Below are 24629 nucleotides of genomic sequence, written 5' to 3' on the forward strand. Positions count from 1 at the left end.
TAGGTTGATGGACGGTTAAACATGCCAACAATAAGAAGATTATCATGAGTAACATAGGCACAAAATTCATCCTTGCTAACCGATTCACGTTTGATCCCAATAGTAACTCTTTGCTTGAACAAGAAAACGAACAAGAGGCTGTTCGCCTTGGTAGTAACGAAAGTCGAATTTTACTTCTACTTTGTGAACGCCCAAATGAAGTCATTACACGCCATGAACTGCATGAGTTTGTGTGGCGTGAACAAGGTTTTGAAGTTGATGACTCAAGCTTAACTCAAGCGATTTCAACACTTCGTAAGATGTTGAAAGATCAAACCAAATCACCAGAATTCGTCAAAACCGTGCCGAAACGAGGTTATCAAATGATCGCCTCGGTGACTCGAGCAACCCCCTACTCACAAAAAAACACCACCAACGAGCCTGAAGAGGAACCGTTACTGGCCAGTGAGTCTATCCAAGACATTGACGCGGATACCACTTCGCTACCCGAAGAGACAACATCCCGAACCGTGACGACAGATCCACTCGCGAAAGTAAAAATAGGGAGAGAAAAGTTAACACTGCAAAGCAAATTGATGTTGGTTGTGGCTCTTTTCTTACCTATCCTGGCTCTCCTATTAACTAGCCCTGCACAATCAAAATTTAAACAGATTGCGGTTTATAACAATATAGTTGTGAATACGCCCATAAATCATCCAGACCTAAACAAATGGTTACCTTCTATTGAAAAATGCGTAAAAAAATACAATGAATCACATACTGGAGAACTGGCACCTAAGCAGGTGATTGCGACTGGTGGTCAAAATAATCAGCTCGTATTGAATTACATCCATAGTTCTGAGTTCTCGGGTGAAAATGTCACTTTACGAATTTTAGCTAACCAAGATGATTTGGCCAACGTGTGTAAATAAGGGCATAAATATGAATCCAAAAGTGGCAACCCTCATCTTAGCTATCTCTGCACTATTCAGTAGTTGGTTATACTGGGGCAGTGATTTAAAAATAGAACAAATCCTAACGGCGCAAGAATGGCAATCTAAAATGGTCACTGTGGTAAAACGCAGTCAACAGAATGATTCTGTTGGGCCAATCCGTCGGGTTGATGTCAATTCGAATGTAAAATATTTACCTAACGGTACTTATATTAGAATGTCAAATGTGAAGTTATTCGCCGTGGGTGGTGAAAGTGAAAGTTTCATTAATATCTCAGAAACCGGCACCTGGGATATCAGTGATAGCTACTTATTGATATCGCCTAGCGAATTTAAAAACATTAGTTCTAGTCAAAGTAAGGACTTTACCCCTGAGCAATTAGAACTGATTACTCAATTTTTCAAGATGGATGCTCAACAAAGCCGACGTATTGATGTCGTCAATGAAAAAACATTATTGCTCACCAGCCTAAGCCATGGTTCGACAGTGCTGTTTATCAATTAGCCATCGAGTAATCTGTAACTTTACTGAAGGGTCGAAAGGTCCTTTGTTGCGAATGGCCCTTACTTCTTCACAAAAGGTACACCATGGAAAAAGCCAATATTGAGATCTACTATTGCCGCCAGTGTAATTGGATGCTTCGAGCCACTTGGCTAAGCCAAGAGTTACTGCATACTTTTAGTGAAGAAATTGAATCTGTGCGTCTCTACCCTGATACAGGGGGACGATTTGAAATCATGTGCAATGGGCAACGTATTTGGGAACGTAAACATGATGGTGGTTTCCCTGAAGCAAAAGTTCTTAAGCAACGAGTCAGAGATATCATTGACCCAGAGCGAGATCTGGGTCATTCAGACAACAGGTAAATCAGATAGCGACCAGTTTAAGAGCTAGTCGCTAAACGATATTGTGCCAGTCGTTGCCCCTCTAGCCCCATTACTTGAAATAATCCATCCGTATAAATAGCGTAGCTTGGGGGAAATTCATTACGTGGAAAGGTCGCGGACCCCGGGTTGACAATAATGACATCATCTTGACCTTGCGCCATAGGGATGTGCGAGTGGCCATGGATCAAAACATCACCTTTTTTTAATGGTGGCCTATTTTGAGCATTATATTGATGGCCATGCGTTAAGAAAAAACGAGTTCCTGGCTCCAAAACTACCCAACAAAAATCCATCATCATCGGAAAGTCGAGCAGCATTTGGTCGACTTCGCTATCACAATTGCCTCTGACCGCCACAATATGCGGCGCCCATCGATTCAAGCACTCCGCCACTGCGGTCGGATTATACCCATCAGGTATAGGATTACGCGGACCATGATTTAAAAGGTCTCCTAGCAGTACTAAAGTGTCTGCACCTGACTGTTCAAATAGACTGAGCACTTTTTCAGTAGCAGGCAGTGAACCGTGTAAATCCGAAGCAAAAAACAACTTCATACTTTTATCTCCGTATTTTAGAGCTATAGATTGTACGAATTTCAGCACACTTCGCCATCTCGAGTTATGAATAAACATTGTCATTTATCACCACGAACAATTCACGTATGCTAAATAAGTTTCCTATATTAGGTTAGATGGCAAACAAGCATCGCCACTTAACTAACATGGCTATCGTTCTCATCACCACCATTTAGGTGATATCGCACAGACCAATGAGGTAGAAACATGAAAATACTATTAACGGGAGGGACTGGCTTTATCGGTAAAGAGCTGATGAAACAGATTTTCACGCACAATATCTACCTCCTCACGCGCGATATAGAGCGAGCTAAGCAGCAGCTCGCCCATGTAGACAAAGGTAGTATCACCTACCTGACTTCCCTAGCGAGTTTAAAAGACGCGAATCAATTTGACGCCATTATCAATCTTGCAGGAGAACCGATCGCCGACAAACGTTGGAGCAAACAGCAAAAAGCGATCATTTGCGCTAGTCGATGGGAAATAACAGAGCGGTTAGTTGAACTCATCCATGCCAGTACTGAACCCCCCTCCGTTTTCATCAGTGGCTCGGCCGTCGGCTATTATGGTGACCAACAGTCTCATCCGTTTGATGAAACATTACATGTGCACCAACAAAGTTTTCCTCATCACGTTTGCGAAAAATGGGAGCGCATCGCCCTCCAAGCGCAATCAGAAAAAACTCGAGTGTGCCTATTGCGTACGGGGATCGTGCTCGCTAGCGATGGTGGTGCTTTAAAGAAAATGCTGCCACCTTACCGTTTAGGCTTGGGCGGCCCTCTTGGTAAGGGTGAACAGTATATGCCATGGATCCACTTATTAGATATGGCACGAGCGATAGCCTATTTATTAGACATGCCACATGCACAAGGTGCTTTTAACCTCTGTGCTCCACATCCCGTACCTAATAAGCATTTTAGCCAGCTATTGGCGAAAACATTACGTCGACCACACATACTATTCACTCCCAAATGGGTTCTAAACCTTGCAATGGGTGAAGCGGCTGTTTTACTGTTTGACAGTATTAGAGCAAAACCTAAAAAGCTAACCGAGCTAGGATTTCACTTCCAGTTTTCACACCTAGAACCTGCGTTGAAAAATATATTACAACATCGTGCTTAACCAAAACTGGCCTATATTTTTTGTGAATAGCAAGGTATGCGATAATGACAAAAGCGATACTTATCAGTGGATAAACCGACGGTTGCATAAAGTAGCACAACCAACTTAATTGTCATTAATTCGTAACATTCATGTGACATGATACAACTCTGGATATCCCAGTTAATCCAATACAAAGCGTTACATGTGGTACGACGAATATGACATTACACCAATTAAATTGGCTCAGTGTCGGTGTTGCGCTGACACTATTTTTAATATTATAGACACCTTTGCTTGCCCTCTCTTTGAGAGATAAAAAACGCTACTTTAACGGTAGCGTTTTTCATTTGCCCTTGATATTCCAATTTTCACCCCTATTTCTAAGACTATAAACTTGATTATCGCAAGGAAAATATCATGCAATCACCTTACATCGTTGAGGTCAATCAGCACAACTTTCGAGAGGTGTTCGAACGCTCAGTTGAGACTCCTATTCTCTTTTATTTTTGGGCACCCATGAATCAAGAGAGCGTACAGCTCATTCCTGAATTACAAAGCGTAGCGCAACAACACAGTGGCGCATTCACATTGGCTCTTCTCAACTGCCAGCAAGAACAGCAAGTGGCAGCGCAATTTGGTGTTCAAACCCTGCCAACAATCGCTCTGTTTATTAATGGTCAAGCGGTCGACGGTTTAGCTGGTGCTCAGACCATAGAAACAGTGAATGCAATGTTAAACAAACATTTGCCAAGCCACGATGAAGTCGCGCTACAGCAAGCCTTAACACTGATAGAGCAAACACAACATTCGCAAGCACTCCCCTTACTACTAAGTCTACCTGACGATATGAAAGCAAAAGCAGAGGTCAAACTGGCCCTCGCTGATGTGTTTCTGGAAACTCAGCAGTATGAAGCGGCAGAAACAGAACTGGAACGCATCCCACTAGAGTATCAAGATGGTTACTACAAAGGCTTAATCGCCAAACTGGAGCTGCATAAGCAAGCCGCTGACAGCCCAGAGATTCAGGCATTAGAAGAGATTTTTTCCGCTGAGCCAAACAACGCTCACATAGCAAGTGAGTTAGCGCTTCAATATCATCAAGTTAACCGTAATGAAGAAGCTCTCGAGCTGTTATGGTCATTTTTACAAAGCGACCTCAATTGCCTCGATGGTGGGCTCAAAAAAGTGTTTATGGACATTTTAAGTGCTCTTGGACAAGGAAATAGTGTGGCAAATCTTTATCGCAGAAAGCTGTATTCATTATTATATTAATAATATCAAGCAATTAAACTGGAAACGTTCTGCTTTGATTGTTTAAAAAACCAGTATCAAATCTCATTATTTCATTTGTTCCATATCGATAACTGATAGAGAATGATCAATAGCAAAGCTCAAACGTTGATGAGAATCGCTCCTATATCCAAATGACTTGGAGATACTGGCAGTCGGCAAGTGAGTTCATCCCTATGAGCACAATAAGCTCTATGATTGGGGTGAACGAACTTAGCTAACACAGCGGCCGATTCAATAGAGAAAGGAACATCAACATTAGGATTATTTAATACTTAAAAGGAACCGTTATGGCTATTGATTCACTCGTCGCCGTTGGCATATTTGTATTCGTCGTTATTTCATTTATCTTTTCTGCAGTGAAAACCGTTTCACAAGGGAGCAATTGGACAGTAGAGCGTTTTGGACGTTACACACACACCCTACGCCCCGGTTTAAATATCATTATTCCATTCATTGATCGCGTCGGACAAAAAATCAATATGATGGAACAGGTGCTTGATATCCCAGCACAAGAAGTGATATCCAAAGATAACGCCAATGTTGTTATCGACGCGGTTTGCTTCGTGCAAGTGATTGATGCTGCAAAAGCCGCCTATGAAGTTAGCGAACTACAACACGCCATTCGCAACTTAACTCTAACCAATATGCGTACCGTACTGGGCTCGATGGAACTGGATGAAATGCTCAGCCAGCGTGACATGATCAACACTAAATTGTTATCGATAGTCGATCAGGCGACTAACCCTTGGGGTGTAAAAGTCACTCGCATCGAAATTAAAGATGTACAACCACCAGCGGATTTAACCGCAGCGATGAATGCGCAAATGAAAGCGGAGAGAAATAAACGTGCTGAAGTGTTAGAAGCCGAAGGCGTACGTCAAGCACAAATTTTACGCGCCGAAGGCCAAAAGCAGTCTGAAATACTTAAAGCTGAAGGTGAAAAGCAGGCGGCTATTCTTCAAGCAGAAGCACGTGAACGCGCTGCCGAAGCGGAAGCTAAAGCGACAGAGATGGTTTCTAATGCGATTGCGCAAGGTGACATGCAAGCAGTTAACTACTTTATCGCTCAAGGATATACCGAAGCACTTAAAGCCATTGGTCAAGCAGAGAACAGCAAAATCATCATGCTGCCATTAGAAGCAACTGGGTTGATGGGTTCGGTTGCTGGCATTGCTGAAATGTTCAACCTGAAATCCTCACAAGATAAGTAGGCCTAACGTGATAGAGCTAATACAACAAATGAATTATTGGCACTGGCTCGCATTAGGCTTAGTGCTTGTTGCATTGGAACTGCTTGGAACTGCTGGGTATTTTCTTTGGTTAGGTATTTCCGCACTCATCGTTGGCCTTATCTTTGCGATGCTCCCCATCAGTTGGCAACTGCAGTGGATGGCTTTTGCAAGTTTATCACTCGTCACGACTTGGTTATGGTGGCGTAAACAATTTAAATCAGACCACGATGGTGACGAGACTCGTGATCTGAACCAGAAACAGAAACAGCTGATCGGACAAACAGCTCGTCTTAAAGAGAGCGTTCAAGAAGGGGCAACTTTTCGATTGCAGCTCGGCGATACAACGTGGATAGCAAAATGCCAGCAAAACCTAGAAGCCGATGTTGTGGTTAAAGTCGTGGATGTCGAAGGAATTGTGTTGATTGTTGAGCCTAAAGAGAGCTAGCCTCATTGAGTAAACATCAGTAAGAAAGTACATAAAAACCAAAAGTGATGAATTGCTTTTGGTTTTTTCATTTATGGGCAGCCCAATTGTAGTGTGTGCCTCGACAGCTCATTAGCTAATGAGCTCATTTTCACACTGACTTGTTCAAGTCGTTATGGCAACACTGCCCCTTCAAATTATCTATGATTGGGCATTCACTACCGCCGTCGCCTGGACATTCGGTAATCCACTCTTCTAGTTGCAACTTAATCAATGAAAGCTCTGCCAGCTTCTGTGATACTTGTTTCAACTTCTCTTGCGCTTTCTCTTTGACTGCAAAACTGGTCCGGTACGGATCGTTGGCAAGGGCGAGTAAGGATTTACATTCCTCTAAACTAAAACCAACGCGCTTGCATCGCGCAATAAGTAAAAGATCATCAATATGCGCTTGTTGATAATGACGGTAACCATTCTCTGAACGAAGGGGCGTCGATATCAGCCCCTTCTCTTCATAAAGACGAATGGACTTAGCGGTAAGTGCTGTTAACTGAGAAACTTGGCTAATATTCATAGTAAGTGTAATACTTAAAAGGCATGGTTTAACCATGCCTTTTATAACGATAAATCGCAAGCTTGATTATTGATTTAGTAACCAGCTCAGAATCTGAGACTTCTCAGCTTTATTCGCTTTCTCATACCAGTACCCTAGCATATCTAATGGCTTATTTTCTGCCGTCAGAGGTTGGCTAATGTTATCTCGATTACTAAATGCCCAGTTTTCAAATATTTTCCGATCGTTAACATCAGCTTCAGTAAACCAATATTGAACCATTTCAATAGGTTTAGTCGCTTGCTCTTGCACTGAGTGAGTGATACTGGAAGGTATCGTTGAACTGCCTAAGGTGAAATTCGCCTCGTCAATCACGGCTAAGAAGTAGGCTTTAGGCACCGAAAATTCTACTTGGCTTTTGCCTGTTGATGAAGTCAGAGTAAACACAACCGAATCCGAGCTCAGCTGATGAATATATTCTTGAGATAATGGAAACTTAAACCATTGCGTAGTCGTACAATGCTCGGTACAAGTCTCAGCCAATGGACGATATGTTTCTACTTGAAACTTCTGTGATGAGTAAGTAACTGTGTCAAATTGGTCATAATTTTTAAAATAAGTGGCATTCATATCAACATATGAATATTCAATATTTACCCCTTCAGATTTAGGGAAATTGCCGACATAGCTTAGCTCAGATTTTACAATATCAGGTCCTAAAATTGCCTTAGCTCCTGGTGTAATGTCTTTTGCTACAACTTGAACATAGCTGTGCCTTTCTTTGACATTCTTCGCCACATCATTGAACACACTAGAACTGTCTAAATTACTGCATCCAACGGCCATTGTGATGGTTGAAAATAATATGGTCGTTTTAAATAAATTCATCATTTATGTCCTTGTTTATGGAGTAAAAACACCGGCACAAGGCCGGCGTTTTATTAAAGAAAGGCAAGGTTTGTCAAATTAGAAGCCGTATTCCAAGCCTACACGTACAAATCCTTTCTTATCATCAGAGTTGTATGCATCGTGCTGACCAACACGAATGTATGGCACGAAACCATTTTTCACGTACATCAGCTGTGCAGACAATACTTCATCATCATCATTTTGATCTACACCGTTCACTTCAGAATCAAGGTTAGCTGCATAGCCTACTTTGAAGCCCCATGGACCATTCCAGTATTGGCCGATCAGAGAGTATTGACCTTGCTCACCTTCTTTACCAGCATTGCTATAGTGTTTAGAAACACCTTCCGTATACTTATAAGCCCCTGCTAAGCCAAAGCCTGCTGGCAGTGGAAGTTCAAAACCTACGATATACGCTGTTGCGTCAGCAGCAGCTTTAATATCATCTTTTTTGTCTTCTGTTAAAGTTAATTGGTATTTTGAGTTATTTTCGTAACCGACATGGAAAGTTACGATATCAGCTGCATTATAGTGAACAGCTGCACCAAAGTGATTTGAACCTTTAGTGCCTACATCACCACGACCAGCAGAAATGTTAAATGTTAGACCACCGAAGGCTGGTGAGTCGTAGCGAGCAATATCACCTTTACGATCATAATGGCCTGCAACATCGCCACCCCAATCGAATACACGACCTAAACCTGGGTTAGAGTATGGCCAGTCAACGATTTCATATAGAGGGGTTAGCATACGACCAAAACGAATTTTACCCCAATCTCCTTGCAAACCAAGAAAAGTATCACGGGCACCTAAAGTGTTACCTTTACCATCTTCGCCAACATAGCCGGATTCAATTTGCATAAATACGTTGACATTATCAAACATATCTTTGCTAGCACGAAAACCTATGCGTGATTCATTTTCATAATCATAGCCATTACTGTCTTCTTGATAAAAAGCAGAAATAGCAGCAACACCGTACGCTTGCACGTTAAAATCAGACAGCACACCAATTGCACCTGTTTCAGACGCTGCGAATGCACCAGTTGACGCCATAGCAACTGCAGCGCCTAAAAGAGTACGTTTAAACATTTTGTCCATGGAAAAACTCCTAAAAATAGATATAGCTGTTTTTTATTTCCCCCTTAAGTTGGCCGCCGAAGGGAGAAATCATTTCCTATGTTGAAAACCTAAATTAGTCATTAATTTTCTGATTTTCTCTTTTCCTGCATACACATCGTGTATCCATGTTCACTAGACTAACTTCGCAACAGAAAACATCAATGAGAACTTAATTTTTATCTAAAAAAATATGAGCTACGGCAAACTTTGACCAAGTAAGTGATCAAGATCTAATAAGTCATAAAACAAAATATAAAAACAAAAAACTCATTAATTTTCAAAGCGATGAAAAAACAATTACACTAATAGCTTGAAGTGCATCGCAATAATAAATTGAAAGAGAGTAAAGTTCTGCTTGATTGGCATCGAAGAAAATGAGGGCTTTTTTTCTAATTACTGGACATTTTAATGTGGCGGTTTGAGATAAAAATAAAGCCTCAAAATTAATTTTGAGGCTTTATGAAGGAAGGGATGCTTAAAAAATTAGCTTTTCATTAACTCAAGCAAATCTTGTTCGCTGCGAATTTCGATCCCTAGTTCTTGCGCTTTTACTAATTTTGAACCGGCCGCTTCTCCGGCAAATAGTATATCGGTGTTTTTAGAGACGCTTCCCGTTACTTTTGCGCCAAGCTCTTGTAGCGCCGCTTTCGCATCACTTCTAGAGAGTTTCGACAAGCTCCCCGTCAAAACCACCACTTTACCAAGTAAAGGGAGAATCGCATCTTGGCTCGGCTTTTCGATATTAGGCCACTGGATACCGAGTTCGATCAATTCATTAATCACCCGTTGGTTTTTATCTTGCTCAAAAAAAGATGTGATATGACTCGCAACGATAACTCCAACATCTTGAACTTCAAGTAGTTCCTCATGGGTCGCTTGGCGAATTTTGTCTAATGACCCGAAATGGAGCGCAAGATTCGCCGCCGTCGCTTCCCCGACTTCACGTATGCCCAATGAATACAAAAAACGGGGTAATGTGGTCATTTTGGCGGCATTCAGTGCATGAACGATATTTTGTGCTGATTTTGGTCCCATACGCTCTAACACCGTTAGCTGCCCTGCTTTTAGACGGAAGAGGTCCGCGGGCGTGCTCACCATCTCTTTATCAACAAGCTGCTCAATCACTTTTTCGCCTAAACCATCCACGTCTAACGCTTTGCGAGAGACAAAGTGCTTTAATGCTTCTTTGCGCTGAGCTTGACACACTAACCCCCCTGTACAACGGGCGACAGCTTCACCTTCAACACGCTCAATGTCAGAGTTGCACACCGGGCAGTACTGCGGGAAAACAATATCGACCACGGTATCAGAGCGTCTGTCTAACAACACAGAAACAATCTGTGGGATAACGTCGCCTGCTCGACGAATAATAACGCTATCACCAATTTTCACGCCTAGGCGCTCAATTTCATCAGCGTTGTGTAATGTCGCATTGCTGACGGTGACTCCCCCCACAAATACAGGTTCTAACTTCGCAACAGGTGTAATAGCCCCGGTACGACCCACTTGAAATTCAACATCGTTCAGGAGCGTTATTTCTTCTTGGGCAGGAAATTTATAAGCAATCGCCCAGCGAGGCGCCCGTGCGACAAAACCGAGCTTTTGTTGCAATTCAATATCATCAACTTTAATCACCACGCCATCAATCTCATACGCGAGTTGGGCGCGACGAGTTAAGATACTTTGGTAGTACTCTTTCACTTCATCCATTGAAGAGACTAGACGTGTTTCAGGGCACATCGGCAGCCCCCACCCTTTTAACTGCAAAAAGCGCTGATAATGACTGCTTGCTAACTCAGCGCCTTCAATCACACCAACACTGTAAGCATAAAAATTCAACGGCCTTTGAGCTGTGATTTTTGAGTCGAGCTGTCTCAAGCTCCCTGCGGCCGCATTTCTTGGGTTAACAAAGGTTTTTTCACCTTTTTTGAGTGCTTGTTGGTTCAATCGCTCAAAACCGGCTTTAGGCATGAACACTTCACCACGAACTTCTAAACGAACGGGCCACCCTTTTCCCTGTAACTTCAGTGGAATAGCACTGATCGTTCGCACGTTTTCCGTAATATTTTCACCGACCGCGCCATCCCCACGCGTGGCGGCTTGTACTAACACACCATTTTCGTAAAGCAAACTCACGGCTAAACCATCAAGCTTAGGTTCGCAGCAAAAAGCGTTAAAGTGGGCACTCGGTATCCGGTCTTGCATCCGCTTGTGAAAGGCATCAAGCTCTTTCTCATCAAACACATTATCTAAAGAGAGCATTGGAATTTCATGAGTCACCTGAGCAAAACCCTCTAAAGGCTTACCTCCAACACGCAAGCTGGGTGAATCCGCTGTGACTAACTCCGGATACTGCGATTCCAACTCAAGCAGCTCACGCATCAAACGATCATACTCAGCGTCAGGAATTTCAGGGTTATCTTCTACATAATAACGTACAGCATGATAATGCAGCGTCTCACGAAGTTGGCTTAATTTGTGTTCTATTGTTTGCATCATAATTCTCTCGGATCATGAAAAAAGGCTCCGACTAGGAGCCCTTAATGGTCGATGTTTATTCTACGCGTTGCGTGCGCTTTTAAACTCTTGGATTTGGCGTCGGTAGGCAGCCAATCGATCTGGCGTCATTAAATTACGCGCATCATCCAATACATTACCACCTAAATCATCGGCGATTTGCTGAGCGGTTTTAAGCATTAATTTGAAATTTTGATCAGGCTCGCCGTAGCAAGGCAGTGTCATGAAGAATGAGATACCGCGAGTAGTAAACTCCGCAGGATCATGATGTGCCAATGTACCGGGTTGCATCATGTTAGCAACACTAAACAGCACTTTCCCAGTACCTGACAGATCGGCATGCCGGTGGAAAATATCCATCTCACCATAAAGAAGGCCGTTTTGCTGCATACTGTCAAAAAGCTTAGTGCCGACAAAGGGATCATTTCCCGCACAATGCACATTCAGCACAATAACTTCCATTTCGGCTTCTTGAACGTCGGATTTTTGATTATCGTCAGCAACGACATCATCTTGTTCACTGAGACTTGAGGATTCGGTTTTCATCGATATTGAGGGCACATCATCGAGTTCATCAAGCACATTTTCAGGTTCAAAGCTTGGTGAATAACCGTCAATGAGAGGGTCAACCGCTTCACTAAAATCTGGCTCTTTACGTACTTTGCGAATAATTTCGAAATCATCTTCCGGAGCAAATGAACGCTGGGTCGCAGATTGTGTATCATCGTGATCAACATCAATTTTACCAAGAGGCTTATCCTCAAACTTGGACTTCCCTTCTTTCTTACTGGTCCAAAGACCATGAAATAGCAACGCGGCTATCGCTAGCGCGCCAACAATTATGAGTACGAATCGCAATTCCTGCATGTTTCACTCTCAGTTTCTCGATGCATGGTTATTCTCAGCTTTACCAGCTTGAATTGAACGTGTCACCAACGTGGGTTATATCGGTCTATCGGGGTACTTTACCAAAAGTTTGTACCGATTTAGAACAACTTAATGTGAGAAGTTCAATACATGATGTGATTTTCACCACGCTTTTCTTCTTCGGCAGGTTGAGTAGAATAGCTTTTTAGCATTGATTAACAGATATTCACATGGATAACGGTATGACACTTAAGCAACGTTCAGGTTTTGGATACTTCTTTTTTGGTCTAGAGCTAGCACTGACCCCCGGCATTCGACGCTTTGTGATTCTGCCATTACTCATCAACATCATTCTCGTCGGCAGCGCTCTTTTTTACTTATTCAATCATCTCAATACGTGGATAGAACAGTTTATTGGTCAAATCCCTGATTTTTTATCTTGGCTAAGTTACGTTTTATGGCCATTGCTCGCGATCACTATCTTAGCCACGTTCTCCTATTTCTTCAGTACGCTGGCTAACTTCGTCGCTGCACCATTTAATGGGCTACTCGCAGAAAAAGTGGAAGAAAGATTAATTGGCGCTCCAATCAACAGCGATGGCATCTGGTCTATGGTCAAAGACATCCCACGTATCCTCGCAAGAGAGTGGCGAAAATTAATCTATACCTTACCCAAAGCAATCGGTTTGTTCTTATTGCTCCTAATTCCTGCCTTAGGACAAACCTTAGGCCCTTTGCTATGGTTCATTTTCACTGCATGGATGTTAGCCATCCAATACTGTGACTACCCATTTGACAACCACAAAGTGAGCTTTAACCAGATGAGACACAATTTGAAACAAAAACAGACCAAGGCGTATAGCTTTGGTGTTTTAGTGTCGATTTTTACCACCATACCCATTGTTAACTTAATCGTCATGCCGGTTGCTGTATGCGGTGCAACAGCCATGTGGGTTGGTGAATTTAAAAACAAACTGCAGTGATGGTGCGAGGGAGATTCAACCTGCATATCCCTCTATAAGTTATAACTTTTTAATCCTTTTACGTTTTAAGGTTAACACCTATTCTGCATCTGTATCCACTCACGTGTCTTATCAGACCGCCAGGCACATATAACGTGTGTAATAAAGGAATATCGCAATGAGCAAAATTTACGAAGACAACTCTCTGACTATTGGTAACACTCCTCTTGTTCGCTTAAACAAAGTCAGCAAAGGTAAGGTACTGGCGAAAATTGAAGCGCGCAACCCAAGCTTTAGCGTGAAGTGCCGTATCGGTGCCAACATGATTTGGGAAGCAGAAAAAGCTGGCACACTGAAACCTGGCGTTGAACTTGTAGAGCCAACCAGCGGTAACACCGGTGTTGCTCTTGCGTTTGTTGCAGCAGCTCGTGGCTATAAGTTGACGCTTACTATGCCTGAATCAATGAGTTTAGAGCGCCGTAAACTGCTTAAAGCTTTAGGAGCCAACCTTGAACTCACCGAAGCGGCGAAAGGCATGAAAGGCGCAATTGCTAAAGCAGAAGAAATTGTTGCCAGCAACCCTGAAAAATACTTGTTGCTGCAGCAATTCAATAACCCAGCCAACCCACAAATCCACGAAAAAACAACAGGGCCGGAAATATGGGATGCAACTGATGGTGAGATTGACGTGTTCGTTGCAGGTGTCGGAACAGGTGGTACTTTAACGGGCACAAGTCGCTACATTAAGGGCCAAAAAGGCAAGGCTATCATCTCAGTTGCGGTTGAACCTGCGGAGTCGCCAGTCATTGCTCAAGCACTTGCTGGAGATGAAATCAAACCTGCGCCACACAAAATCCAAGGTATAGGAGCGGGATTTATTCCTGGCAACCTCGATTTATCCCTCATTGACCGTGTTGAAGCCGTCACTTCAGAAGAAGCGATTGAAATGGCAAGACGCCTCATGGAAGAGGAAGGTATTTTGGCTGGAATTTCATCAGGTGCAGCTATTGTAGCAGCGAATAGATTAGCAGAACTACCTGAATTTGAAGGAAAAATAATTGTAGCGGTACTACCAAGTTCAGGTGAGCGTTATCTGAGCACCGCACTATTTTCTGGCCTATTTACCGAGAAAGAGAACCAACAGTAATAGGTGGTTAAATCAAATTTTCGTTTAAAAAAGCCCCATGCAGGGGCTTTTTTGTTGATCCTTGCCTCACCTTTGGTAATATCACCTCGTTTTATTTTAAGCTTCAAAATAAAGAAATCAGAAACGTATTAACTATAATGACGAATGACAACATAGATTGAAATCGTGATTATGAAATTTAAATCAGTATCAGCTATGACACTAAAACAGCGTTACTCTGCTAGCAGAACCGTTGATTAGCAGTTAAGCTGTTCTGGTGAAGAAACTAACAAAAAATAAATCAATTGGGGTATATAACATGTACGAGAAGCAAGTAGAAATCACTGCAGAAAATGGCCTTCACACTCGTCCTGCTGCGCAGTTCGTTAAAGAAGCAAAAGTATTCGATGCAGACATCACAGTGACTTCTAACGGCAAAAGCGCAAGTGCTAAGAGCCTATTCAAACTTCAAACTCTTGGCCTAGTAAAAGGTACCGTTGTGACTATTTCTGCTGAAGGCCCTCAAGCTAAGCAAGCGGTAGATCACCTAGTTGCTCTCATGGACCAACTACATTAATCCGGTCCACTATTTCAAAGCCATTTTGTGAAAACAAAATGGCTTTGTTGGAAATAGTCTACATTTTGAGCTACTAATTACCGTTAGCGCAATAGTCCACATTCTCCCGTTTACAGTTGACCAATTTAAGGTAACGCTATGATTTCAGGCATCCTAGCATCTCCAGGCATTGCTTTTGGTAAAGCACTGCTACTTCAAGAAGATGAAATTGTCCTAAATACTCACTCTATTTCAGATGACCAAGTAGAAGCAGAAGTTCAGTGTTTTTATGACGCTCGTAACAAATCTTCTGCTCAGCTAGAAGTGATCAAACAAAAAGCACTTGAAACATTTGGTGAAGAAAAAGAAGCCATCTTTGAAGGCCACATCATGTTGCTTGAAGATGAAGAGCTAGAAGAGGAAATTTTAGCACTCATCAAAAATGACAAAATGCATGCAGACAACGCGATCTATACCGTGATCGAAGAGCAGGCTGCTGCCCTAGAATCTCTTGATGATGAATATCTAAAAGAACGCGCGACAGACATCCGCGATATCGGTACGCGCTTTGTTAAAAATGCTCTCGGCATCAATATCGTTTCACTGAGTGATATTAACGAACGGGTGATTCTTGTTGCTTACGATTTAACGCCTTCTGAAACTGCACAAATCAATCTTGATTACGTGCTGGGTTTTGCTTGTGATATCGGTGGTCGTACATCTCATACTTCAATCATGGCACGTTCACTTGAGCTTCCAGCGATTGTTGGTACTAACGACATCACTAAGAAAGTAAAGAATGGCGACATGCTTATTCTTGACGCTATGAACAACAAAATCATCATTAATCCTTCAGAAGCACAGCTTGAAGAAGCGAAAAAAATTCGTGATGATTTTGCTGCGGAAAAAGAAGAGCTCGCAAAACTAAAAGACCTACCTGCTATCACACTCGATGGCCACCAAGTTGAAGTATGCGGTAACATCGGCACAGTAAAAGACTGCGATGGTATTTTACGCAACGGTGGTGAAGGCGTTGGCTTATATCGTACTGAATTTTTATTCATGGACCGTAGCGCGCTACCAACTGAAGATGAGCAATACCAAGCGTATAAAGAAGTTGCAGAAGCGATGAGTGGTGAAGCGGTGATTATCCGTACCATGGATATCGGTGGTGATAAAGATCTTCCGTACATGGATCTACCAAAAGAGATGAACCCATTCTTGGGCTGGCGCGCGATTCGCATCAGCTTAGACCGTCGTGACATCTTACGAGATCAGCTTCGTGGCATTCTGCGTGCATCTGCGCATGGTAAACTGCGTATCATGTTCCCGATGATCATCTCTGTAGAAGAAATTCGTGAGCTTAAAAACGCCATTGAAGAATACAAAGAAGAACTTCGCACTGAAGGCTTAGCGTTCGATGAAAATATCGAAATCGGCGTTATGGTTGAAACACCTGCGGCAGCGGCAATTGCGCACCACTTGGCAAAAGAAGTGTCATTTTTCTCTATCGGTACCAATGATTTAACCCAATACACTCTTGCGGTTGACCGTGGTAACGAAATGATTTCACACCTGTATAACCCACTTTCTCCAGCGGTTTTAACCGTGATTAAGCAAGTGATTGATGCTTCACACGCTGAAGGTAAATGGACGGGTATGTGTGGCGAGTTAGCGGGTGATGAACGTGCAACGCTACTTCTACTTGGTATGGGACTCGATGAATTCTCTATGAGTGGTATCTCTATCCCTAAAGTGAAGAAAGTGATCCGCAACTCAAACTTTGCCGAAGTTAAAGCGATGGCAGAAGAAGCACTCTCTTTCCCAACCGCAGCTGAAATCGAAGCTTGTGTGGAAAAATTCATCGCAGAGAAAACGCAATAATTCGCTAATACCAATGAGATAGACGACTAAAAATAGGTCGTCTATTGTTGGCGATTGGTATACTATAATTCGACAGAATAAAATTAAACGTTAGGAGCATGACACAATGGGTCTGTTTGATAAACTTAAGAAGCTAGTATCTGACGACAGCTCAGATGCAGGTGCGATTGAAATTATTGCCCCTCTTTCTGGTGAAATCGTCAATATCGAAGATGTGCCAGATGTTGTTTTCGCTGAGAAAATTGTTGGTGATGGTATTGCGATTAAACCATCAGGTAACAAAATGGTAGCTCCAGTTAACGGCACTATCGGTAAGATTTTCGAAACTAACCATGCGTTTTCAATCGAGTCTGATGACGGTGTTGAGTTATTCGTTCACTTTGGTATCGACACAGTTGAGCTAAAAGGTGAAGGTTTCACTCGTATCGCTCAAGAAGGCCAAGCGGTTAAAGCAGGCGATACTGTTATCGAATTCGACCTAGCGCTTCTTGAAGAGAAAGCAAAATCAACACTAACACCTGTTGTTATCTCTAACATGGACGAAATCAAAGAGCTGAACAAGCTTTCTGGCACCGTCGTTGTTGGTGAAACACCGGTTCTACGTGTAACTAAGTAATTCGTTAAAATTTTTATTACGTAAAAAACGCTGCTGATTTGCAGCGTTTTTTGTTTCTACAAAAACAGCTCAAATCGCACTACAAACCTAACGCGTATTTTAACAGTTTTTCCTTCACTGGGCCTGAATGTTCGGCCAACTTCAATACCGCGTTGCGCACCAACTTTGCTGGCAAAACCTCGTTGCTGAACGTTTTATAAAACAGATCCATTCCTGATTGCATCACTAAGTTATCCGGCCTTCTGCATGTTTGATAATTCCGTAATTGCGCTTGTGTTAAAGCTTCTTGATTTTGTGTCACAGCTAATAACGCTTTTACATCTTTAAACCCTAAATTCACCCCTTGCCCAGCCAGAGGGTTAATCGTGTGTGCTGAATCGCCAACCAAAACACATTGCCGTTTCGCATACGTCTGAGCATGACGACGAGTGAGGGGAAATGCCCCACACTGCAACACGTTAATATCGCCTAGTTCCTCAGGAAAAGAGGCCAACACTTGCTCCCTTAACTGCTGCTTGTTCATCGCACACAATTGGCGAATTCGTTTTGGTGAGTCATACCATACCAAAGAAGCTTGATTACCCGGCAAAGGAAGAAACGAGCGCGGGCCGGATGGAAAAAATTGCTGCCAAGTAATATCTTGCTGAGGTTGATGAGTTTCGACATTGATCAACATGCAATGGTGCCGATAATCCCACGCGGTAATACCAATTCCCGCCAGCTGCCGCACAAGAGAATTTGCACCATCCGCACCAATCACCCAAGTTGCAGTAAGAGTTGCGCCTGACTCTAAAAGCACGCTATTTTGTTGGCCAAACACAATGTGCTTGAGCTTATCAGGACAAAAAACCTGCAAATTCGGATAGTGCACAAATTGCCCCCACAATCCGATCTGAATAAGACGATTTTCGACCATATAACCCAGCTGAGGGAGGCCCAGTGCATCGCTATGAAAACGAGTACGGCACTCTGGGTGCTCCCAGGTTTCTAGGCGGCGATAAGGGCAAACACGCATTTGCATAATTTCATCCCATGCGCCTAAGTCAGTAAGTAACTGAACCGAAGTTTGCGAAATGGCAGAAACGCGCAGATCCATTGCTTGGTCTATTGTAAATGCTTCAGGCTCTATACCTTCGACCATAGCAACCGTGCGACCTTGCTTAGCAAAGCCTATAGCCACTGCCGCCCCAACCATGCCACCGCCAATCACCACCACGTCAAAATTGTTCATTGTTTACACTTAATCGTCTGAGTTTTGAGTCGATTTTCATTGTACGTTTTCAGCTCTTTTTTGCGAATTTTTTTACACAAAAACCCTGCACTTTCTATGGTGAAAATCTAGAGATGACGGAACATGCGAGAGATTTTATTGGATGACTAGTCAGTGACTTTTTAAAGCAGTACAATACGCGGCTTACCGCCGAGATGGCGGCTACAATTTGAGCATTAGTTCAACCAATTTAGACCAATAAGACGAGCGAAAGTGAGATGAGTAAGAAACTGCTAATTAAAACCTGGGGCTGCCAGATGAACGAATACGATTCATCAAAAATGGCCGACCTGCTTAACGCTGCAAACGGCTACGAGCTAACGGAAGAGCCAGAGGAAGCAGATGTATTATTACTTAACACCTGTTCGATCCGAGAAAAAGCACAAGAGAAAGTCTTTCACCAACTGGGTCGTTGGAAAACATTGAAAGATAAAAAACCAGGCGTCGTGATTGGCGTTGGCGGCTGTGTTGCAACCCAAGAAGGTGATCACATCCGTGAACGCGCTCCCTTTGTTGATGTTATTTTTGGCCCGCAAACCCTACACCGCTTGCCAGAAATGATAAAACAATCGCAAACCAACGATGCGCCAGTCATGGACATTTCGTTCCCTGAGATTGAAAAATTCGACCGTTTACCAGAACCAAAAGCAGACGGCGCAACCGCATTCGTCTCTATTATGGAAGGGTGTTCAAAATACTGCACTTACTGCGTAGTACCTTACACTCGTGGTGAAGAAGTCAGTCGCCCGATGGATGATGTGTTGTATGAAATCGCGCAACTCGCGGCGCAAGGTGTGCGCGAAGTCAATCTTTTGGGGCAAAATGTTAACGCATACCGTGGCCCTATGCACGATGGTGAAATCTGTTCATTTGCCAATCTGCTGCGCTTAGTAGCCTCTATTGATGGTATTGATCGCATTCGATTCACCACCAGCCACCCACTCGAATTTACCGACGATATTATTGCCGTTTATGAAGACACACCTGAACTGGTGAGTTTCTTGCATCTTCCGGTACAAAGTGGTTCAGACCGAATCTTAACCATGATGAAGCGCCCACACACCGCGATTGAGTACAAATCCATTATTCGCAAACTGCGTAAGGCGCGCCCAGAGATCCAAATTAGTTCTGACTTTATTGTCGGTTTCCCCGGTGAAACAGATAAAGACTTTCAAGATACAATGAAGCTAATTAAAGACGTTGATTTTGATATGAGCTTCAGCTTTATCTTCTCCCCTCGCCCGGGTACGCCAGCCGCTGATTACCCATGTGATTTATCAGAAGACGCCAAAAAAGAGCGTTTATATGAACTGCAGCAAACAATCAACGCACAAGCGATGCGTTACTCACGTTTGATGTTAGGTACAGAACAACGCGTATTAGTCGAAGGCCCATCTAAGAAAAATCTAATGGAGCTTCGCGCCCGTACCGAAAATAACCGTGTCGTTAACTTTGAAGGCTCCGCCGATCTGATTGGCCAATTTGTCGATGTGAAAATTGTCGATGTGTTTGCCAACTCACTGCGTGGTGAACTCGTTCGCACTGAACAAGAGATGGATCTTCGCACCGTGATTTCACCAACGCAAATGATGGCGAAAACACGTCGAGAAAATGAGCTAGGGGTAGCCACTTTTACACCTTAGGTTTAAGCATAATGTCATACAGTGCCCGGTCGTAATCGGGCACTGTACCATGGCAAACTGAGAGGCAACATTGAGCAATAAAATTGTTACGCTAGAGATAGATCTAGAACCTTCAGACAACCGCCGTCTTGCTAGCCTGTGCGGTCCATTCGATGACAACATCAAACAATTAGAACGCCGTCTTGGTGTTGAAATTAATCACCGCAGCCAGTTTTTCACCATAGTCGGTAAACCACACACTGCCGCTGCTGCGTTGGATATTATCAAATCTTTGTACGTTAATACCTCACCCATACGTGGTCAAATTCCTGATATCGAACCAGAGCAAATTCATCTAGCCATCAAAGATTCAGGGATCCTTGAGCAGCCGTCTGAATCAAGTATTCAACATGGCAAAGAAGTCTTCATTAAAACCAAGAAAGGGCTGATAAAGCCGCGTACGCCTAACCAAGCTCAGTATCTCGTTAACATGGTGACGCACGACATCAGCTTTGGTATCGGCCCAGCAGGGACAGGTAAAACCTACTTAGCCGTTGCCGCTGCAGTTGATGCGCTAGAGCGCCAAGAAGTTCGTCGAATTTTGTTAACACGCCCGGCGGTTGAAGCAGGTGAAAAATTGGGCTTTCTACCCGGTGATTTAAGCCAAAAAGTCGACCCATACCTACGACCGCTTTATGACGCGTTGTTTGAAATGCTTGGCTTTGAGCGAGTAGAAAAGCTCATTGAACGCAATGTGATTGAAGTTGCGCCACTCGCTTACATGCGCGGACGTACGCTCAACGATGCTTTTATTATTTTAGATGAAAGCCAAAACACTACCGTTGAACAAATGAAAATGTTCCTGACACGGATTGGGTTTAATTCAAGAGCCGTAATTACGGGTGATGTGACACAAATCGATTTGCCGCGTGGCGCTCGTTCAGGTCTTCGCCATGCCATTGAAGTGCTCAATGAAGTTGACGAAATCAGCTTCAACTTCTTTTTGTCTGATGATGTCGTACGTCATCCAGTGGTTGCTCGTATCGTCAACGCTTACGAAAAATGGGAAGCTCAGGACCAAAAAGAGCGTAAAGCTCAAGAGCAACGTCGTCGTGAAGAGCGAGAAGTAAAGTCTGTGGATGTTTCTACTGAAGTGAATACAGTAACCGCAACAAAAAACGTTGGTGAATAATGAGTATCGAACTAGATTTACAATTAGCGGTCAAAAATGAGCAAGGGTTACCTACTTTTGATGAGTTCAGCCATTGGTTAACTCACGCGGTGACCCCATTTCAGGAACAAGCGGAAGTCACTGTGCGAATTGTTGATTCCGAAGAGAGTCAACAGCTCAATCGCGATTATCGAGGAAAAGATAAGCCGACCAACGTGCTATCCTTCCCTTTTGAGATGCCTCCGGGCATAGAGTTGGACCTACTCGGTGACCTTGTCATTTGCCGCCAAGTGGTGGAACAAGAAGCCGATGAGCAACAAAAACCGTTGATGGCACACTGGGCTCATATGGTTGTACACGGCAGTCTACATCTGCTAGGTTATGATCATATCGATGATGATGAAGCCGAAGAGATGGAATCTCTTGAAACTGAAATTCTGCAAAAAATGGGCTTTGAAGACCCGTATATTGCTGAGAAGGAATAGCTCCAGAAAATGAAGCTAGTACCGCTAAAGTCGGTACGATACGTGTGCTATCACACATCTGATAGCGAGGAAAATTAGAGAAACAATGAACGAAGATAACCCCCAGAATTCTGAAGGTCCGAGTAGAAAGTCCTTCTTTGAACGCCTAGGCCAATTATTTCAAGGTGATCCGAGAGATCGCCAAGAGCTTGTAGATGTGATCCGCGACTCTGAAATCAATGACCTTATCGACCATGACACAAGAGATATGCTTGAAGGTGTGATGGAGATTTCTGAGATGCGCGTGCGTGATATTATGATCCCACGCTCACAAATGGTCACTATCGATAAAAACGATGACTTGGATACCTTAATTGCGCTGATCACCGATGCTCAGCACTCACGTTATCCAGTGATCAGTGAAGATAAAGACCATGTTGAAGGCATTCTACTAGCGAAGGACTTACTCAAATATTTAGGTTCAGACAGTGCACCTTTTAACATTTTAGAAGTGATCCGCCCGGCAGTCGTGGTACCAGAAAGTAAACGGGTTGATCGCTTATTGAAGGAGTTCCGAGAGGAGCGTTACCACATGGCGATCGTCGTGGATGAATTCGGTGGCGTGTCTGGCTTAGTGACCATTGAAGATATTTTGGAAGAGATCGTTGGCGACATTGAAGACGAGTTCGATGATGAAGAACAATTGGATATCCGTAAGCTCAGCAAACATACTTTTGCAGTTAAAGCGCTGACCACCATCGAAGAGTTTAACGAAACCTTTGGTACTAAGTTCAGCGATGAAGAAGTGGATACTGTAGGGGGATTGGTGATGACGGCCTTTGGCCACCTGCCAAGCCGTGGCGAAGTTGTAGAAATCGACAAATACAGCTTTAAAGTCACCGCAGCAGATAACCGCCGAGTGGTTCAACTGCAAGTCACTATTCCTGATCTTGAATCACTTCCAGTGATAGCAGAAGAGTGACATAACCCCATTCACATCAGCAGAATGAGATAGATGATTAAAGCACTTTTTCATCGCCTAATGCGGCCGCTTGCGGCCGCTTTTGTTGGCGCATTAACCCCACTCGCTTTTGCTCCTTATCAGTTTTGGCCGCTGGCCATACTCACCCCCATGTTGCTATTGTTGCTCATTAATCAGCAACCAGCTAAAAAAGCAGCATGGATAGGTTACTGCTGGGGCTTAGGTTATTTTGCTTTTGGCATCAGTTGGGTGCACGTCAGTATTGATACCTTTGGTGGTATGCCCAAAATTGCCAGCCTGTTCCTGATGTCATTACTGGTCGGTTATTTAGCCCTTTATTCTGGGCTTTTCGCTGGCTTACTCAACCGTTTTTTCCGTCATGACACCATCAGCCATTTTTTATTAGCCACCCCTGCGCTTTGGCTAATTACCGATTGGCTTCGAGGCTGGGTAATGACCGGCTTTCCTTGGTTATGGCTTGGTTATAGTCAAATTGATAGCCCGCTTGCCAGTTTTGCACCACTGGGAGGCGTTGAGCTGGTCACCTTCTTCACGCTCCTCTGTTCTAGCGCTCTAGCCATGGCGTGGCTTAAGCGCTCTTGGATACTCGTGCTCATTCCTCTGACCATATTGGCGACGGGGTTTGGACTACGCAATTTCGATTGGGTCACTCCCGATCCCAGCACACAAACTCGCGTCGCACTGATTCAAGGTAATATTAAGCAAGCGGAAAAATGGCTTCCCAATCAGCGCTGGCCAACCATTATGGCCTACACCGATCTCAGTCGAGAAAACTGGGACGCAGATATTATCGTATGGCCAGAAGCGGCGATTCCCGCATTTGAATTCGAGATCCCTTCCTATTTGAGTAACTTAGATACTGCGGCAAAAATGAACGACAGTGCGATTGTCACAGGCGTGCTCAACCAAAGCCCAGAGCGATCTTTTTACAACAGCATTCTGGTACTTGGCACCAACCCTTATGGCGACTACCGTTATGACTCTGACGCTCGCTACCATAAGCATCATTTATTGCCATTTGGTGAGTTTGTGCCATTTGAAGATTGGCTCAGGCCCATCGCACCCTTTTTCAACTTGCCGATGTCTTCATTTAGCCGTGGTGACTATATTCAACCGAATCTGATTGCCAAGGGTAGACACCTAGCCGCGGCACTGTGCTATGAAATCATCTTCAATGAACAAGTCAGAGCAAATGTCACTGATGAAACAGATTTTATCTTAACCCTCTCTAACGATGCGTGGTTTGGGCATTCAAATGGCCCATTGCAACATATGGAGATTGCTCGGATGAGAGCTTTAGAGCTGGGTAAACCGCTCATTCGTTCAACCAACAATGGTGTCACCGCTGTGACGGATCACAAAGGTAAAATAACGCAGCAGATCCCACAATTTGAAACAGCCGTATTGAAAGCAACCATCACGTCGACCAAAGGAGAGACGCCGTATCACGCTGTCGGCACTTGGCCGCTCTACGTCTGGGGGTTACTCAGTTTGATCGTCGGATGGACAAGACGTCACTCACCTCATTCTTAACCTCAAAAA

24 protein-coding genes are annotated in these 24629 nt (G+C 43.6%); 17 read left to right on the forward strand and 7 right to left on the reverse strand.

Annotated features, from left to right (window positions below; genetic code table 11):
• Positions 1-44 precede the first annotated feature (44 nt).
• The 3 genes from EXZ60_RS13710 (at position 45) to EXZ60_RS13720 (ending at position 1799) form a co-directional block, all read left to right on the forward strand.
• Positions 45-911, forward strand: coding sequence for a transcriptional regulator (locus tag EXZ60_RS13710; protein WP_096036207.1), 867 nt, complete (start codon positions 45-47; stop codon positions 909-911).
• Positions 886-1437, forward strand: coding sequence for a regulatory protein ToxS (locus EXZ60_RS13715; protein WP_013857309.1), 552 nt, complete (start codon positions 886-888; stop codon positions 1435-1437). Before EXZ60_RS13710 ends, EXZ60_RS13715 begins: the two co-directional genes overlap by 26 nt.
• An 83-nt stretch (positions 1438-1520) precedes the next feature.
• A complete protein-coding gene (locus tag EXZ60_RS13720) occupies positions 1521-1799 on the forward strand; it encodes a SelT/SelW/SelH family protein (protein ID WP_017045494.1) in 279 nt (92 codons plus the stop codon).
• Between the two features lie 17 nt (positions 1800-1816).
• On the opposite strand, the gene yfcE is transcribed toward EXZ60_RS13720, so the two are convergent.
• Positions 1817-2374, reverse strand: a complete 558-nt coding sequence (yfcE, locus tag EXZ60_RS13725; protein ID WP_208891632.1) for a phosphodiesterase — start codon at positions 2372-2374, stop codon at positions 1817-1819.
• 228 nt (positions 2375-2602) lie between these two features.
• Between yfcE and EXZ60_RS13730 the strand changes: the two genes are divergently transcribed.
• From EXZ60_RS13730 to EXZ60_RS13745, 4 genes are all read left to right on the forward strand, one after another.
• A complete protein-coding gene (locus EXZ60_RS13730; protein WP_088728727.1) occupies positions 2603-3517 on the forward strand; it encodes a TIGR01777 family oxidoreductase in 915 nt (304 codons plus the stop codon).
• A gap of 399 nt (positions 3518-3916) precedes the next feature.
• Entirely contained in the window at positions 3917-4771 is an 855-nt protein-coding gene (locus tag EXZ60_RS13735) for a co-chaperone YbbN (protein ID WP_170888609.1), read from the forward strand.
• A 308-nt stretch (positions 4772-5079) separates the two neighbouring features.
• Positions 5080-6003 carry an SPFH domain-containing protein gene (locus tag EXZ60_RS13740; RefSeq protein ID WP_013857314.1) on the forward strand — a complete coding sequence of 308 codons (924 nt, stop codon included), beginning with the start codon at positions 5080-5082 and terminating at the stop codon, positions 6001-6003.
• A gap of 7 nt (positions 6004-6010) precedes the next feature.
• Positions 6011-6469, forward strand: a complete 459-nt coding sequence (locus tag EXZ60_RS13745) for an NfeD family protein (RefSeq protein WP_064624783.1) — start codon at positions 6011-6013, stop codon at positions 6467-6469.
• A gap of 130 nt (positions 6470-6599) precedes the next feature.
• On the opposite strand, the gene cueR is transcribed toward EXZ60_RS13745, so the two are convergent.
• From cueR to zipA, 5 genes are all read right to left on the reverse strand, one after another.
• A complete protein-coding gene (cueR, locus tag EXZ60_RS13750) occupies positions 6600-7019 on the reverse strand; it encodes a Cu(I)-responsive transcriptional regulator (RefSeq protein WP_222715753.1) in 420 nt (139 codons plus the stop codon).
• A 66-nt stretch (positions 7020-7085) separates the two neighbouring features.
• Complete coding sequence (locus EXZ60_RS13755; RefSeq protein ID WP_026028953.1) at positions 7086-7889, reverse strand: hypothetical protein; 804 nt, start codon at positions 7887-7889, stop codon at positions 7086-7088.
• Positions 7890-7964: 75 nt separating this feature from the next.
• Complete coding sequence (gene chiP / locus EXZ60_RS13760) at positions 7965-9008, reverse strand: chitoporin (RefSeq protein WP_017045465.1); 1044 nt, start codon at positions 9006-9008, stop codon at positions 7965-7967.
• Positions 9009-9512: 504 nt separating this feature from the next.
• Positions 9513-11528 carry an NAD-dependent DNA ligase LigA gene (ligA, locus tag EXZ60_RS13765; RefSeq protein WP_277435852.1) on the reverse strand — a complete coding sequence of 672 codons (2016 nt, stop codon included), beginning with the start codon at positions 11526-11528 and terminating at the stop codon, positions 9513-9515.
• Between the two features lie 60 nt (positions 11529-11588).
• Positions 11589-12413, reverse strand: coding sequence for a cell division protein ZipA (gene zipA / locus EXZ60_RS13770; RefSeq protein ID WP_019282600.1), 825 nt, complete (start codon positions 12411-12413; stop codon positions 11589-11591).
• Between the two features lie 230 nt (positions 12414-12643).
• Here zipA and cysZ point away from each other — a divergent pair, with 230 nt between their 5' ends.
• The 5 genes from cysZ to crr all read left to right on the forward strand — a co-directional run bounded on the left by cysZ (position 12644) and on the right by crr (position 17557).
• Entirely contained in the window at positions 12644-13396 is a 753-nt protein-coding gene (gene cysZ / locus EXZ60_RS13775; protein WP_013857322.1) for a sulfate transporter CysZ, read from the forward strand.
• Between the two features lie 157 nt (positions 13397-13553).
• The gene (gene cysK / locus EXZ60_RS13780; protein WP_194574526.1) at positions 13554-14522 is read left to right on the forward strand and encodes a cysteine synthase A; all 969 of its coding nucleotides are present in this window, start codon (positions 13554-13556) and stop codon (positions 14520-14522) included.
• A 298-nt stretch (positions 14523-14820) separates the two neighbouring features.
• On the forward strand, positions 14821-15078 hold the full coding sequence (locus EXZ60_RS13785; protein WP_026027491.1) for an HPr family phosphocarrier protein: 258 nt from the start codon (positions 14821-14823) through the stop codon (positions 15076-15078).
• A 138-nt stretch (positions 15079-15216) separates the two neighbouring features.
• Positions 15217-16941 carry a phosphoenolpyruvate-protein phosphotransferase PtsI gene (gene ptsI, locus EXZ60_RS13790; protein WP_013857325.1) on the forward strand — a complete coding sequence of 575 codons (1725 nt, stop codon included), beginning with the start codon at positions 15217-15219 and terminating at the stop codon, positions 16939-16941.
• Between the two features lie 106 nt (positions 16942-17047).
• Positions 17048-17557: a PTS glucose transporter subunit IIA gene (crr, locus tag EXZ60_RS13795; RefSeq protein ID WP_010317358.1), complete on the forward strand. Its 510-nt coding sequence runs from the start codon at positions 17048-17050 to the stop codon at positions 17555-17557.
• 79 nt (positions 17558-17636) lie between these two features.
• On the opposite strand, the gene EXZ60_RS13800 is transcribed toward crr, so the two are convergent.
• The gene (locus EXZ60_RS13800) at positions 17637-18788 is read right to left on the reverse strand and encodes a 2-octaprenyl-3-methyl-6-methoxy-1,4-benzoquinol hydroxylase (RefSeq protein WP_277435853.1); all 1152 of its coding nucleotides are present in this window, start codon (positions 18786-18788) and stop codon (positions 17637-17639) included.
• A 257-nt stretch (positions 18789-19045) separates the two neighbouring features.
• On the opposite strand from EXZ60_RS13800, the gene miaB reads away from it, so the two are divergent.
• The 5 genes from miaB (at position 19046) to lnt (ending at position 24620) form a co-directional block, all read left to right on the forward strand.
• Positions 19046-20470 carry a tRNA (N6-isopentenyl adenosine(37)-C2)-methylthiotransferase MiaB gene (gene miaB, locus EXZ60_RS13805; RefSeq protein WP_013857327.1) on the forward strand — a complete coding sequence of 475 codons (1425 nt, stop codon included), beginning with the start codon at positions 19046-19048 and terminating at the stop codon, positions 20468-20470.
• 70 nt (positions 20471-20540) lie between these two features.
• Positions 20541-21641: a PhoH family protein gene (locus EXZ60_RS13810; RefSeq protein WP_017045820.1), complete on the forward strand. Its 1101-nt coding sequence runs from the start codon at positions 20541-20543 to the stop codon at positions 21639-21641.
• Positions 21641-22105 (forward strand): rRNA maturation RNase YbeY, encoded by a 465-nt coding sequence (ybeY, locus tag EXZ60_RS13815; protein WP_017043445.1) that lies wholly within the window; start codon positions 21641-21643, stop codon positions 22103-22105. Before EXZ60_RS13810 ends, ybeY begins: the two co-directional genes overlap by 1 nt.
• Before the next feature lie 85 nt (positions 22106-22190).
• A complete protein-coding gene (corC, locus tag EXZ60_RS13820; protein WP_010317353.1) occupies positions 22191-23066 on the forward strand; it encodes a CNNM family magnesium/cobalt transport protein CorC in 876 nt (291 codons plus the stop codon).
• Positions 23067-23099: 33 nt separating this feature from the next.
• Positions 23100-24620, forward strand: a complete 1521-nt coding sequence (gene lnt, locus EXZ60_RS13825) for an apolipoprotein N-acyltransferase (protein WP_277435854.1) — start codon at positions 23100-23102, stop codon at positions 24618-24620.
• Positions 24621-24629: the final 9 nt, after the last annotated feature.

This window comes from Vibrio sp. 1151_11, assembly GCF_029478525.1.
Classification (GTDB): Bacteria; Pseudomonadota; Gammaproteobacteria; order Enterobacterales; family Vibrionaceae; genus Vibrio; species Vibrio anguillarum.

Coding starts and splice junctions, on each gene's coding strand:
- EXZ60_RS13710 (WP_096036207.1), top strand. CDS start 45: ATGAGTAACATAGGCACAAAATTCATCCTTGCTAACCGATTCACGTTT.
- EXZ60_RS13715 (WP_013857309.1), top strand. CDS start 886: ATGATTTGGCCAACGTGTGTAAATAAGGGCATAAATATGAATCCAAAA.
- EXZ60_RS13720 (WP_017045494.1), top strand. CDS start 1,521: ATGGAAAAAGCCAATATTGAGATCTACTATTGCCGCCAGTGTAATTGG.
- yfcE (WP_208891632.1), bottom strand. CDS start 2,374: ATGAAGTTGTTTTTTGCTTCGGATTTACACGGTTCACTGCCTGCTACT.
- EXZ60_RS13730 (WP_088728727.1), top strand. CDS start 2,603: ATGAAAATACTATTAACGGGAGGGACTGGCTTTATCGGTAAAGAGCTG.
- EXZ60_RS13735 (WP_170888609.1), top strand. CDS start 3,917: ATGCAATCACCTTACATCGTTGAGGTCAATCAGCACAACTTTCGAGAG.
- EXZ60_RS13740 (WP_013857314.1), top strand. CDS start 5,080: ATGGCTATTGATTCACTCGTCGCCGTTGGCATATTTGTATTCGTCGTT.
- cueR (WP_222715753.1), bottom strand. CDS start 7,019: ATGAATATTAGCCAAGTTTCTCAGTTAACAGCACTTACCGCTAAGTCC.
- EXZ60_RS13755 (WP_026028953.1), bottom strand. CDS start 7,889: ATGATGAATTTATTTAAAACGACCATATTATTTTCAACCATCACAATG.
- chiP (WP_017045465.1), bottom strand. CDS start 9,008: ATGGACAAAATGTTTAAACGTACTCTTTTAGGCGCTGCAGTTGCTATG.
- ligA (WP_277435852.1), bottom strand. CDS start 11,528: ATGATGCAAACAATAGAACACAAATTAAGCCAACTTCGTGAGACGCTG.
- zipA (WP_019282600.1), bottom strand. CDS start 12,413: ATGCAGGAATTGCGATTCGTACTCATAATTGTTGGCGCGCTAGCGATA.
- cysZ (WP_013857322.1), top strand. CDS start 12,644: ATGGATAACGGTATGACACTTAAGCAACGTTCAGGTTTTGGATACTTC.
- cysK (WP_194574526.1), top strand. CDS start 13,554: ATGAGCAAAATTTACGAAGACAACTCTCTGACTATTGGTAACACTCCT.
- EXZ60_RS13785 (WP_026027491.1), top strand. CDS start 14,821: ATGTACGAGAAGCAAGTAGAAATCACTGCAGAAAATGGCCTTCACACT.
- ptsI (WP_013857325.1), top strand. CDS start 15,217: ATGATTTCAGGCATCCTAGCATCTCCAGGCATTGCTTTTGGTAAAGCA.
- crr (WP_010317358.1), top strand. CDS start 17,048: ATGGGTCTGTTTGATAAACTTAAGAAGCTAGTATCTGACGACAGCTCA.
- EXZ60_RS13800 (WP_277435853.1), bottom strand. CDS start 18,788: ATGAACAATTTTGACGTGGTGGTGATTGGCGGTGGCATGGTTGGGGCG.
- miaB (WP_013857327.1), top strand. CDS start 19,046: ATGAGTAAGAAACTGCTAATTAAAACCTGGGGCTGCCAGATGAACGAA.
- ybeY (WP_017043445.1), top strand. CDS start 21,641: ATGAGTATCGAACTAGATTTACAATTAGCGGTCAAAAATGAGCAAGGG.
- corC (WP_010317353.1), top strand. CDS start 22,191: ATGAACGAAGATAACCCCCAGAATTCTGAAGGTCCGAGTAGAAAGTCC.
- lnt (WP_277435854.1), top strand. CDS start 23,100: ATGATTAAAGCACTTTTTCATCGCCTAATGCGGCCGCTTGCGGCCGCT.